This window comes from Brevundimonas sp. NPDC055812, from assembly GCF_053616535.1.
This window is the reverse complement of record NZ_JBSHDX010000005.1, coordinates 279667-290854: the sequence shown is the minus strand read 5'-3', so window position 1 is coordinate 290854 and position 11188 is coordinate 279667. Positions and strand designations below refer to the sequence as shown.

At 68.5% G+C, this 11188-nt stretch carries 12 protein-coding genes; 3 read left to right on the top strand and 9 right to left on the bottom strand.

The window, feature by feature from the left end:
- Window positions 1-39: 39 nt before the first annotated feature.
- Window positions 40-2286 (bottom strand): TonB-dependent receptor, encoded by a 2247-nt coding sequence (locus ACWGL1_RS10960; RefSeq protein WP_452112011.1) that lies wholly within the window; start codon window positions 2284-2286, stop codon window positions 40-42.
- Window positions 2287-2549: 263 nt separating this feature from the next.
- On the opposite strand from ACWGL1_RS10960, the gene ACWGL1_RS10955 reads away from it, so the two are divergent.
- A complete protein-coding gene (locus ACWGL1_RS10955) occupies window positions 2550-3920 on the top strand; it encodes a metallophosphoesterase (protein ID WP_452112010.1) in 1371 nt (456 codons plus the stop codon).
- A 21-nt stretch (window positions 3921-3941) separates the two neighbouring features.
- Here the strand turns inward: ACWGL1_RS10955 and ACWGL1_RS10950 are convergent, their stop codons facing one another.
- The 3 genes from ACWGL1_RS10950 to chpT all read right to left on the bottom strand — a co-directional run bounded on the left by ACWGL1_RS10950 (window position 3942) and on the right by chpT (window position 5913).
- A complete protein-coding gene (locus tag ACWGL1_RS10950) occupies window positions 3942-4682 on the bottom strand; it encodes a CheR family methyltransferase (protein ID WP_452112009.1) in 741 nt (246 codons plus the stop codon).
- A 71-nt stretch (window positions 4683-4753) separates the two neighbouring features.
- Entirely contained in the window at window positions 4754-5137 is a 384-nt protein-coding gene (locus ACWGL1_RS10945) for a response regulator (protein WP_291780002.1), read from the bottom strand.
- A 77-nt stretch (window positions 5138-5214) separates the two neighbouring features.
- Complete coding sequence (gene chpT / locus ACWGL1_RS10940; RefSeq protein ID WP_452112008.1) at window positions 5215-5913, bottom strand: histidine phosphotransferase ChpT; 699 nt, start codon at window positions 5911-5913, stop codon at window positions 5215-5217.
- A gap of 86 nt (window positions 5914-5999) precedes the next feature.
- Here chpT and cysQ point away from each other — a divergent pair, with 86 nt between their 5' ends.
- Window positions 6000-6797 carry a 3'(2'),5'-bisphosphate nucleotidase CysQ gene (gene cysQ / locus ACWGL1_RS10935; RefSeq protein WP_452112007.1) on the top strand — a complete coding sequence of 266 codons (798 nt, stop codon included), beginning with the start codon at window positions 6000-6002 and terminating at the stop codon, window positions 6795-6797.
- A gap of 6 nt (window positions 6798-6803) precedes the next feature.
- Here the strand turns inward: cysQ and ACWGL1_RS10930 are convergent, their stop codons facing one another.
- The 5 genes from ACWGL1_RS10930 to map all read right to left on the bottom strand — a co-directional run bounded on the left by ACWGL1_RS10930 (window position 6804) and on the right by map (window position 10121).
- Window positions 6804-7697 (bottom strand): aldo/keto reductase, encoded by an 894-nt coding sequence (locus ACWGL1_RS10930; RefSeq protein ID WP_452112006.1) that lies wholly within the window; start codon window positions 7695-7697, stop codon window positions 6804-6806.
- A 5-nt stretch (window positions 7698-7702) separates the two neighbouring features.
- Entirely contained in the window at window positions 7703-7945 is a 243-nt protein-coding gene (locus tag ACWGL1_RS10925) for a BolA family transcriptional regulator (RefSeq protein ID WP_291780016.1), read from the bottom strand.
- A gap of 81 nt (window positions 7946-8026) precedes the next feature.
- A complete protein-coding gene (locus tag ACWGL1_RS10920; RefSeq protein ID WP_452112005.1) occupies window positions 8027-8545 on the bottom strand; it encodes a GNAT family N-acetyltransferase in 519 nt (172 codons plus the stop codon).
- Complete coding sequence (radC, locus tag ACWGL1_RS10915; RefSeq protein WP_452112004.1) at window positions 8542-9273, bottom strand: RadC family protein; 732 nt, start codon at window positions 9271-9273, stop codon at window positions 8542-8544. Before radC ends, ACWGL1_RS10920 begins: the two co-directional genes overlap by 4 nt.
- A 26-nt stretch (window positions 9274-9299) precedes the next feature.
- Complete coding sequence (gene map, locus ACWGL1_RS10910) at window positions 9300-10121, bottom strand: type I methionyl aminopeptidase (protein WP_291780025.1); 822 nt, start codon at window positions 10119-10121, stop codon at window positions 9300-9302.
- Between the two features lie 150 nt (window positions 10122-10271).
- On the opposite strand from map, the gene ACWGL1_RS10905 reads away from it, so the two are divergent.
- Entirely contained in the window at window positions 10272-11042 is a 771-nt protein-coding gene (locus ACWGL1_RS10905) for a competence/damage-inducible protein A (RefSeq protein WP_452112003.1), read from the top strand.
- Window positions 11043-11188 lie beyond the last annotated feature (146 nt).

The following is an 11188-nucleotide window of genomic DNA, read 5'->3' as shown; positions in this document are numbered from 1 at the left end:
GGTCTCCCCGCCGCCGCCCTCCCGATCCGCCGTATCGGCTTAGAAGCGCTTGGACAACTCCACGCCGTACATGCGCGGCTCGTTGACGAAGGCCGTCAGGTTGTTGAAGTCGATGGCGCCGATGACGTTGGCCTCGTCCGTGATGTTGCGGACATAGACGGCCGCCTCCAGACCCCGGTTCAGGTCGCGCCAGCCTGCGCGCAGGCCGCCTTCGAAGTTGGTGTCCTGACGGAACTCGACCGCCTCATAAAGAAAGAGGTTGAAGTCCTTCTGCATCACCCAGTCGGTCGAGGCGAACAGCTCCTGATCGTCGCCGATCGGGCGGACGTAGGACAGGGTCAGGTTGGCCGAATACTCCGGCGCCTGCGGGAAGGGGTTGCCGTCGATGTTGGCGCGGTCGCTGGTTCCGACCTTCACGATCGGATCGGTGATGGTGCACAGGTGGTTGCCGCAGATGGCGACCAGCAGGCCCTTGTCCTTGATCTCGGTGTGGTTCCACGCCACGCCGCCGGCCAGGGTGAAGCCCGCGCCCAGATAGACGTCGCCGTCGATCTCCAGACCGTAGCCCTGACCCTTGTCGGCGTTGATCAGGCGGTTGGAGTTGTCGATGCCGCCGATAGCCGTGAACTGCATGTCCTTGACGTCATACAGATAGGCGGTGGCGTTCAGGCGGGCGCGGCCGTCCCACAGGCGAGCCTTGAAGCCGGCCTCATACGACATGACCGTTTCCGAATCCGCCGTGGTCAGAACCGGCAGGTTGCGGCCCTGGATCGACGGACCGCGATAGCCGCTGGCCACGCGGGCGAACAGGTTCAGGCTGTCGTTGACCTCATACAGGGCGCTGACGTCCCAGCTAACCTGCTCGTCGCCGACCGAGACCTGACCTTCCGCATTGGCAGGCGTGCCGACCACGATGCGACCATGATAGTTGCGGCTGTCGTCGGTATAGCGCAGGCCGCCGGTCAGTTTCAGGGCGTCTGTGACCTGATAGTTGGCCTGACCGAAGATCGACCAGGAGTCCGACTTCTGCACGATGTCGGTGACCTTGGTCGGCATGAGACCGCCGACGCCGTCGAAGGTGCCCGACACCAGATTGATGCGCTCGTCCCAGTAGAAGGCGCCGACCTGCCAGCCCAGACGGCCCGCCCCGTTCGAGGCCAGGCGCAGCTCATAGGTGTTCTGCAGCAGATCGCTGGACAGGGTGCCCGACTCGACCGGGAACGGAGTCTTGTAGCCTGCGCCCGTCGGCGCGCCCGCGGAGACGCCGCCGTCGATATCGCCGTCGCCCTGGGACCAGCCCTGGAAGGAGCCGACCACGCCGGTCAGGGTCGCCGGGCCGAAGTCATAGGCGACCTGCAGCGACTGAGAGGTGGTCTTCTGCTTCTGGAAGTTGTTGCGGCCGCCGTCATACCAGACCGTGTCGCGATCGAAGTTGTCGTTCAGCTTGTTCGAGCCCTTGGTCAGGACGTTGGCGCGGTTCATCGTGCCCGTGCCCTCATAGTCGCGCGCCTGCAGGGTCAGCAGGGTCGACAGGCGGTCGGTCGGGGTCCAGGCGACGTGGATGCGGCCCGCCACATCGTCGAAATTGCCCAGGTCCTTGCCGTCCTTCTTGGCGAAGGGAGCGTCATAGGCGTTGTTGATCCAGTCGTCGCGGTGGTTCCACAGGGCCGCCACGCGCACCGACAGCGTATCCGACGCCGGCAGGGTCACGGCCGCCTCGGCGCGGGTCGAGCCATAGTTGCCGTAGGTGATCGAGCCGAAGCCGGTGAACTCATCGCCCGGCTTGGTGGTGTCGATCTTGATCACGCCGGCCGGGGTGTTGCGGCCGAACAGGGTGCCCTGCGGCCCGCGCAGCACTTCCAGCTGCTTCACGTCGAACAGGGGGAAGCCCTTCAGATAGACGCTTTCCAGAACCAGCTCGTCCATCACCATCGACACCGGCTGAGACGCCGTGAAGTCGAAGTCCACATTGCCCAGGCCGCGGATGTAGAAGCGCGGGGCGTAGCGGCCGTTGGAGCTTTCGACCTGCAGGCTGGGCACCCGGCCCGACAGCTGCAGGATGTCGCCGCCGCCGGCGTTTACGGCGTTCAGCGTCTCGGTGTTCATGGCGGTGACGGCGAAGGGCACGTCGCGGATGCTTTCGCTGCGGCGCTGGGCGGTGACGACGATGTCGCCGACGGCGGCGGCCTGATCGGCCTGGACATCGGCGGATTGCGCCAGGGCCGGCGTGGAGAGCAGCAGGGCCAGACCGCTGGCGGAGGCGGCGAGAACCGAGAGACGCGTCATCGAGATATCCCCTTCTTGATGATCTTGGGTGGGTGAATTCGCCGCAGCCCCTAGGCCCGTAGCGTCGCGGGTTCCAGCGCCGATGCGGGCTGATGCATGAACCTTTCGCGACAGGGACACAGACCGCAAGAAACCGCCGTTCGATTCACGCGTCGCCGTAGCGCGACATTGTGCGCCGCAACAGGACGTGCCAAGCAGACCGGCTGCGCCTTCCTCCGGGGCTCCCGATGCGCGAAGCGCGCGACCTGCCGCAGGAGACGCCCATGCCCCTCGCCGCCCCGTCCCGTCGCCGATTTCTTGCCGGTTCCGCCGCCCTGCCCCTGGTCGGCGGAACCGCCGCCCTCGCGCTGGATCAGTCGCCCGCCGTCATCGGCCGCGTCCTGGCCATGTCCGACCTGCACTCCGCCTATGAGCGTAGCGCCCAGCTTCTCGCCGCCTTGCGCGCTGAGGTCCGCAGCCGACCGGTTCCGCATCTGATCGCGGTCGATGGCGACATCTTCGAGCATGGCAACGTCGTGTCGGTGCGGTCCGAAGGCGCGATCGACTGGGCCTTCCTGGCCGCCCTGCCCGCCATCGCCCCCACCGTGGTCAACCTGGGCAATCACGACAACGACCTGATCCCCGACCTGCATGAGGTCGTGAAGCGGATGCAGGGCCTGGGGATCACCGTCCTCAGCAACATCGTCGACGCCCGCAACGGCCGACCCTACGCCCCGGCCGCGACGGAGTTGACCTTCGGCGAGCGCCGTCTGCGCATCGCCGGCTTCGGCACGAATTCGCTGAACACCTATCCCAAGGCCAGCCGCGACTGGCTGTCGATCCCCGATCCGACCGAATGGGCCAACGCCCATCTGTCGTCGCTGCTGGAGGGCGCCGATCTGACGCTGGTGATGAGCCACGCTGGCGTGGCGGGCGACCGCGGGATGCTGGCCGCCCTGCCCGACGGCGCCCTGATGATCGGGGGACACAACCACCTGCTGTTCCAGGAGCCGCTGGGGCGCGGCCTCTACGCCCACACCGGATCGTGGAGCAACGCCTATACCGCGGCGGACTATCTCGGCGATGGAAGCGTGCGGGCCCAGTCGCGCACCGTCGCCCTGGACGGCGCCGCCGACCCGACCCTGGCCGCCCTGATCCGCACGACGCTGGACCAGCATCTGACCGCACAGGAGCGCGCCGTTCTCGGGACCAGTTCGACCGCCCTGTCGCTGGGGGATACCGGCCGCGCCGTGGCCGCCGCCTTCGCCCGCTTCGCCGGGGCCCAGGCCGGCTTCATCGGCCACACGACGCTGGGGACGGGTCTATCCGCCGGGCCGGTCAGCCGCTACGCCTTCGACGCCGTGGTGCGTTTCGACGGCAAGCTGATGGCCGCCGAGGTTCCGGCCTCACGACTGGCCGAACTGACCGCCCTGGCCAACCAGGATCGGGTCATGCCCTTCGCCCGCCGCACCGGCGACTTCGTCTATGGCGCGGTCGAGGGGATCGAGGGACGCGAGACCGTCCGCATCGTCACCACCGACTGGTGCGCCCTGAACCAGCATGAGTATTTCGGCGTGACCGACCTGGCCTTCGCCGAGGTTCCCGGCCCCGGCGTCAAGGCCGTCGCCGCCCAGGGCCTGCTGTCGGTCGCCTGACGGCTCAGACGGTCTGACGGCTCAGGCGGCGCGCCGTGCGGCGGCCGCGCTCTTCACATAGAGGCCCTTGCGTCCGGCCACCGGACGGAAGGCCACGCTGTCGCCGTCCGGCCGCTCGTCGCGCCCCAGGAACAGGCAGCCGTCGTCGACCATCCGCCGCTCCAGCCCGTCCAGCACCCGCGCGCGGCGTTCCGGCGCCATGTCGCCCAGGACATTGCGGCAGAAGACCACGTCGAACCGGCCCTCGTCGGCCGCCTCGTCCAGCAGGTTGGCGCGCTTGAAGGCGATGGCGGCGCGCAGTTCGGGCCGCGCCCGCCACTGATCATCGACCTGCTCGAACCAGCGCAGCATGGCCCGCGCCGACAGGCCGCGCTGTATCTCGAACGAGGTGTAGAGGCCCGACAGCGCCTTCTCGATCGCCTGACGCGACAAATCCGTGGCCTCGATCTCGACCTGGGCCCCCGCCTCCAGGCCGGCGATGGCGAGGGAATAGGCCTCCTGCCCGGTCGAGGCGCCCGCGCACCAGAGGCGCACTCGCCCGCCCGGCCGGGCCGCCGTCAGGGCGGGCAGCAGTTCGCGCTCCATCACCTCGAAGGCCGCACGGTCGCGCCGGAACCAGGTCTCGCCGTTCAGCAGGGCCTCGATCACGCTCCAGCCTAGGGAGGCCACCGGACGGCTCCACAGGCTGGCCAGCATGGCCTCGACGTTGTGATAGCCCTCGCGCCGCGCCACAGGCCCCAGCCGATGCTCGGCCAGCTGCATCCGGTCTCTAGTCAGCCGAAAGCCGGCGCGGGACGCCAGCAGACTCTGAAGACGATCGAAATCCTCCGGCGTCATGACGGCGACTGCACCACTCCCACTTCGGCGAGCTTGGCCTGAAGGATCTCGCCGTCGAAGGGCTTCATAACATATTCGTCGGCCCCTGCGGACAGGGCTTCGGCGATTCGATCCGCCCGCGTCTCAACCGAGCAGAACAGAACCTTGGGCGTGCGCCCGCCCGGCAGGTCGCGCAGGCGACGCAGGAAGGCCAGGCCGTCCATCACCGGCATCTGCCAGTCCAGCAGCACCACCTGGGGCATGGCCGCTTGGCAATAGTCCAGCGCCTCAGCGCCGTCGGCCGCCTCGGCCACGTCAAAGGACAGATCCTCCAGGATGCGGCGCGCCACCTTGCGGATGATGCGGCTGTCATCGACGATCAGACAGGTTCTGGGGTCCACAGGGTCTATTCCCGTTTGGCGCGAGATCAAAACCACGCTCACGCCATAGTCGTTCAGGCGGGTTAACGGAGCGTTGGCTAGACGAACGCGGGTTGCTCACTAGCGCCCGGCAAGCGCGCCATCAAGGCCACGCGGCCCTCTTCAGCCGCCAGGTCCAGCCGCCCGCCCGCCTCGCGCGCCGTCAGCCACAGCCAGTAGGGTTGGATCCACTGCCCCGCCAGCCCCTCAGTCAGCCGCTCGCCCTTCAGGCCGACCACGGCCTCCGGCTTGAGCCGGGCGCGGGCGCCCTCGGCCGATCCGACCAGAAACAACTGATCGCCTTCCCGGCGGACGGTCACCACCGCCGCCCCGCCCATCGGCAGGGCCGAAACGGTCAGATAGGCCAAGTTGATCAGGGTCCGCGCCTGGATCTTGGAGAAGGTCTCATCCCCTACGCGCCAGTCCAGCGTGGCGCGCCCGCCGTCGGTCAGACCCGCGACCAGGCCGTGCAGTTCGGCGCCGGAAAACTGTTCGCTGCTGGTCGCGGCGCCGAAGGCCACCCGGGCGAAATGCACCAGGGCCACCATCTTGGCCGCGCTCTGACGGATCAGGCCCAGGGCGTCGTCGCGCATGTCCTGGGCGCCGGGATCGTCCAGCAGGTCCAACCCCGACATCACGGCGCCGGCCGGGCTGATGAAGTCGTGGCACAGCTTGGCGGCGATGAAGGCGGCCAGTTCGGCGCCGTCCACAGGCAGATCGGCGGCGGATAGGGAGGCAGGGTCGTCGGAAACGGTCATGGCGCACAAGGTTTCGAAAAGGTTAAGGCCAAGGTGGCCTGATTTGCCGGTTCGTTAAACCGGCCGCATGGTCTATCCAGCCCTTCATGACCGCCTCCGCCTACGCCGACCTTGAATCCGACCTCCTCTCCGGCCGCCTGGCCGAGATCATCGCCGACATCGCCGAAGAGGCCGCCCGCCTGATCCTGCCCTACTGGCGGGCCGATACGACCGTGGAGACCAAGGCCGACGCCAGCCCCGTGACCGAGGCCGACCGCGCCGCCGAGGCCCTGATCCTGGCCCGCCTGGCCGAACATTGGCCCCAGGTCGAGGCCGTCGCCGAGGAGGCCGTCGCCGCCGACGGCGCCCCGTCGTCGGTCGGTACGTGGTTCTGGCTCATCGACCCGCTGGACGGCACGCGCGGGTTCGTCCAGGGGCGCGAGAGCTATTCGGTCAACATCGCCCTGATCCGCGGCGACGCCCCCGTGGCCGGCGCGGTGACGGCCCCGGCCCTGGGCGTCAGCTGGCGCTCCGCCGCGCCGGGCCAGGGCGCGCTGCGCCGCGCCTTCGGCGAGCCGTGGAGGACGATCCGCGTGCGCGAACGCCCCGCCGACGCCGTCGCCCTGGTCAGCCACAGCATCAGCGACGAGGACGCCCTGCGTCTGGCCGCCCGCAACGGCTGCACCCAATGGCAGGGCATGGATTCCTCGCTGAAGTTCTGCCTGATCGCCGAGGGCCGCTTCGACGCCTATCCGCGCACCGGCCCCACCAGCGAATGGGACACCGCCGCCGGCCAGGCCGTGCTGGAGGCGGCGGGCGGCCGCGTCCTGGCCGAGGACGGCCGTCCCCTGGCCTACGGCAAGCCCGGCTTCCTCAACGGCCCCTTCTCCGCCATCGGCGCCTGAAGCCGATCAGGCCGAGGCGTCCACACGCGCCATCTCGATCTGGGCCGAGAGGCCGGCGGGCAGGTCGCGCTCGGGCACGCTCGCCAGGTCTTCCAGATGCGCCCGGTCCCTGGGCCGGATCAGCACGCTGGCCACCGCCGGATCCGCCAGGGCGTAGGCCAGGCAGATGGCCTCGCCGGTCCACCCCGGCGTCCGGTGCAGGAAGGCGAAGGAGCCCGGCCGCTCCAGATCGGCCTCGCCTCGCCCTGCGCCCCAGCCGCCGAACAGGCCCCGCTTCTTCGCCCCGCCCGCATCGGCGGCGCGGCGCTCGGTGGCCAGGCTTTCGGGAAAATAGTCATAGGCGAACAGGCTCATCTCCCGATCACGCGCGGCCTTCATGCGCGAGCGCACCTGCCAGGGCACATTGGCGTGAAAGGGGGTGAACAGGACGTCGAACGCCCCGGTCGAGACATAGAGATCCGTCACCGGTTCATCGCCCGACACGCCCAGCATCCGCACATACTCGGCCTTCCGCATCGCCTTCAGGGCGGTCAGGGAGGTCTGGGGCAGCTCATCCTCGGCCGGGCGATCCAGCACCGCCATGTCGAACCAGCCCAGGCCCGAGGCGTGCAGCCCCTGTTCGATCGAACGGCCCAGCCTCTCGGCCGAGAAATCCCGGTCGGCGCCCAGGGTCGTGCTGACCCACACCAGCCGCCGCTCGACATGGCCCAGGGCCTCGCCGACGGCCTGAAGCAGCATCGGGTCCAGCCGCTCGATATGATAGCCGTTCACCCCCGCCTCAAGCCCGGCGAACACCAGGTCGCGGACAGAGTTCGGCCCCCGCGCCGCCGCCTCAGCCCCCAGGCTGAGCGTCAGACTGGAGACCGCAGCCCCCGAGGCGCCGAAGGGGCGGTAGCGCATGGGGTTCAGCCCGCCTCGACCGGCGCCGAGGTCTCCAGCGCCAGGGCGTGCAGTTCGCCGCCCATCTTGCCCTTCAGCGCGGCGTAGACGGTCTGGTGCTGACGCACGCGGGGCATTCCGCGAAAGACCTCCGACACGATGCGGGCGCGATAGTGGTCGCCGTCGCCCGCCAGGTCCTCGATGGCGATGTCCGCGTCGGGGAAGGCCTCCACCAGATGGTCGCGAAGGTCGTCGGCGGACATGGGCATCTTGGAACTCCTGAAACGCAGAAGGCCGCTTCCGGGCCTGAATTGTAAAGCTTATCGCCCCGCGCCCCGCCTGTCAGCCGCTCATCCGGCGCGAGGGCGCTCATACAGGTCGACGGCCGATCCCTTGTAGTCCGCGCGGGCGTAGGGGCGATAGCCCACCCGCTCGGCCAGACGCGCCGAGGGCGCGTTCTCGGGCGAGATCATGCAGACCGTGCGCGCCTCCAGCCGATAGGCGTCGGTCCAAGCCAGGGCCGCCTCCAGCGCCTCGCGCGCCAAGCCCGCACCTTGAAAGGCGGGCGCCACGCCCCAGCCCAGCTCCGGCGCGTCGAAGGGAGGATCGATCTCGCGGCGATAGTCCAGCACGCCGACGCTGCCGACATAGGCCCCCGTCGTCGTCTCGCGGATCGACCAGTTGCCGTAGCCCTTGGCCTGCCAGTGGCCGATGTCGCGCAGTAGGCGGAACCAGACCTCCTCCTCGGACAGGCCTCGCCCCATGATGTGGCGGGTGAACTCGGCGTCGGCCCACAGGGCGGTCAGGTCGTCCATGTCGCCGACGGCGACGGGCGTCAGGGTCAGGCGTTGAGTGGTCAGAACAGTCACATCAATCCCAGTTGCTTGAAGCTGGCCACGCCTTCGCGGCCGACGATGAGGTGGTCGTGAACCTGAACCGACAGGGCGCGGGCGGCCTCGATCACCTGTCTGGTCATGTCGATGTCGGCCCGGCTGGGCGTCGGATCGCCCGAGGGGTGATTGTGCACGATGATCATGGCGCTGGCCGACAGTTCCAGCGCCCGCCGCACCACCTCGCGCGGATAGACCGGGGCGTGGTCGACCGTGCCCCGGTTCTGAATCTCGTCGAGGATCAGCTGGTTCTTCTTGTCGAGATAGAGGACGCGGAACTGCTCGCGCGGCTCGTGCTGCAGCGACAGGCGCACATAGGCCAGCAGCGCCGTCCACGACGAGATGACGGTGCGCTTGTTCGCCTCTTCCTTGGCCACGCGGCGCGAGACTTCGTGCAGGGCGGCGAGGTCCAGCGCCGTCTCGGCGCCCACCCCCTTGGCCCGACCGCGCGAATCCTCGGCCTTGACCGTCATCAGATCCTCCACCGAGGCCGCCAGCACCGCCGCCAGCGATCCGAACCGCGTCAGCAGGGCCTTGGCCACCGGCTTGACGTCGCCCTGCGGCTGGCTGCGGAACAGGAACAGCTCCAGCAGCTCATAGTCCGGCAGATGATGGATGCCCGCCGTGCGCGCGCGTTCACGCAGCCGCTCGCGATGACCGGCGTGGTGCGGCTTGGCCTTCGGTTGTTCCGGCGGTTGATCGAGCATCAGCCTCCCCCGGAAGGGAGACTAGCTCAGAATTTCGGGCGGAAAAGACCCTTGGGCGAGGCGGTGAAGATCTCCAGCCCGTCCTCGGTCACGCCGATCGAGTGTTCGCACTGCGACGACAACGACTTGTCGCGCGTCACGGCGGTCCAGCCGTCCGACAGCACCTTCACCGCCGGCTTGCCCAGGTTCACCATCGGCTCGACGGTGAAGAACATGCCCGGCTTCAGCACCGCGCCCTCGCCGCGACGGCCGTAGTGCAGGACGTTGGGGCTGTCGTGGAAGACCCGGCCGATGCCGTGGCCGCAGAAGTCGCGGACCACGCTCATGCGCTGGGCCTCGACGAATTTCTGGATGGCGAAGCCGATGTCGCCGAAGGTGTTCCCCGGCTTGATCTGGGCCAGGCCCAGGTCCAGCGAGTCATAGGTGACGTCGATCAGCCGCTTGGCGCGGGCGTTGATCTCGCCGACCGGGTACATCCGGCTGCTATCGCCGTGCCAGCCGTCGACGATGACCGTATGGTCGATGTTGACGATGTCGCCTTCCTTCAGAACCTTGTCGCCGGGAATGCCGTGGCAGACGACGTGGTTGATCGAGGTGCAGACCGTCTTGGTGTAGCCCTTGTAGCCCAGGCAGGCGGGGACGCCGCCGTTGTCCAGGGTGAACTCGCGCACCAGATCGTCCAGCTCGCCCGTGGTGACGCCCGGCTTCACATGCTCGGTGATCATGTCCAGCGCCTCGGCGACCAGGCGGCCGGCCTTGCGCATGCCCTCGAACCCTTCCGCGTCATAGATGCGGATTTCGTGGCTGCGGACGAAGACGTCGGTTTCCAGGTCGGGGGTCTCGTACATGATCGGCTTTCGGGGAGGCGCGCGCTCCGCATACAGGCGGACCGGGCGAAGAAACGACTTCAGGACTTCAGATGGTCAGACTAGCACAAAACCTCAAGCCCGTCAGGGTTCACGGCTGACGCATGGCCTGGCGCTTCCTATCTTCAGCCCATGTCACAATCGCCCCCCTCCCCCACCGCCGCCGTCCTGGTCATCGGCGACGAGATCCTGTCGGGCCGAACCCGCGACAGCAATCTGAACACCCTGGCCCGCTTCCTGGCGCCGCTCGGCGTCGATCTGATGGAGGCGCGGGTGGTCGGCGATCGTCAGGACCAGATCGTCGCGGCGCTGAACGCCCTGCGCGCGGCGCACGACTATGTCTTCACCACCGGCGGCATCGGCCCGACCCATGACGACATCACCGCCGATGCGGTCGGCGCCGCCTTCGGCGTTTCCGTGTGCGAACACCCCGAGGCTCTCGCCATCCTGGAGCGCCGCTATGCGCCGGGCGAGTTCAACGCTGCGCGGCGCCGCATGGCCCGCGTGCCCGACGGCGGCGTCCTGATCGCCAATCCGGTCAGCGACGCGCCGGGCTTCCAGGTCGACAACGTCTTCGTCATGGCCGGCGTGCCCAAGATCATGGAGGCCATGCTGGACGACGTGGCGCCGCGCCTGAAGACGGGCGCCCCGGTGCACAGCCGGTCATTGCGCGTCACCGGCGTCGGCGAGGGCGCCGTGGCCGACATCCTGCGCGTCGCCGCCGAGGCGCGACCACACCTGTCCTTCGGCTCCTATCCCTTCGGTTTCGGCGCCGGACAGACCGCCGGCGAGGTCGGAACCCAGCTGGTTATCCGGGGTCGGGATCAGGCCGAAGTTGACGCTGCGGAACACGATCTTGCCGCAAACCTACGTTCTTCAGGCATCGAAATTGCCGTTACGTAACCTCACCAAGGTGTGAAATTGTGCGATTTTTGCGCCACGCTTTCGCCGAGAAGCGGTCCGACACCGGCCTTGGACGCAACGCTTTCATGACACGGACGCTGTGATGGGTAGCGTGGCGGCCCTCCCCGAACCAAGGCCGCCCGCCT

Bases quoted from the DNA above. Each gene is read 5' to 3' on its own strand.
- ACWGL1_RS10960 (WP_452112011.1), bottom strand. From the start codon at position 2,286: ATGACGCGTCTCTCGGTTCTCGCCGCCTCCGCCAGCGGTCTGGCCCTG.
- ACWGL1_RS10955 (WP_452112010.1), top strand. From the start codon at position 2,550: ATGCCCCTCGCCGCCCCGTCCCGTCGCCGATTTCTTGCCGGTTCCGCC.
- ACWGL1_RS10950 (WP_452112009.1), bottom strand. From the start codon at position 4,682: ATGCAGCTGGCCGAGCATCGGCTGGGGCCTGTGGCGCGGCGCGAGGGC.
- chpT (WP_452112008.1), bottom strand. From the start codon at position 5,913: ATGACCGTTTCCGACGACCCTGCCTCCCTATCCGCCGCCGATCTGCCT.
- cysQ (WP_452112007.1), top strand. From the start codon at position 6,000: ATGACCGCCTCCGCCTACGCCGACCTTGAATCCGACCTCCTCTCCGGC.
- ACWGL1_RS10930 (WP_452112006.1), bottom strand. From the start codon at position 7,697: ATGCGCTACCGCCCCTTCGGCGCCTCGGGGGCTGCGGTCTCCAGTCTG.
- ACWGL1_RS10925 (WP_291780016.1), bottom strand. From the start codon at position 7,945: ATGCCCATGTCCGCCGACGACCTTCGCGACCATCTGGTGGAGGCCTTC.
- radC (WP_452112004.1), bottom strand. From the start codon at position 9,273: ATGCTCGATCAACCGCCGGAACAACCGAAGGCCAAGCCGCACCACGCC.
- map (WP_291780025.1), bottom strand. From the start codon at position 10,121: ATGTACGAGACCCCCGACCTGGAAACCGACGTCTTCGTCCGCAGCCAC.
- ACWGL1_RS10905 (WP_452112003.1), top strand. From the start codon at position 10,272: ATGTCACAATCGCCCCCCTCCCCCACCGCCGCCGTCCTGGTCATCGGC.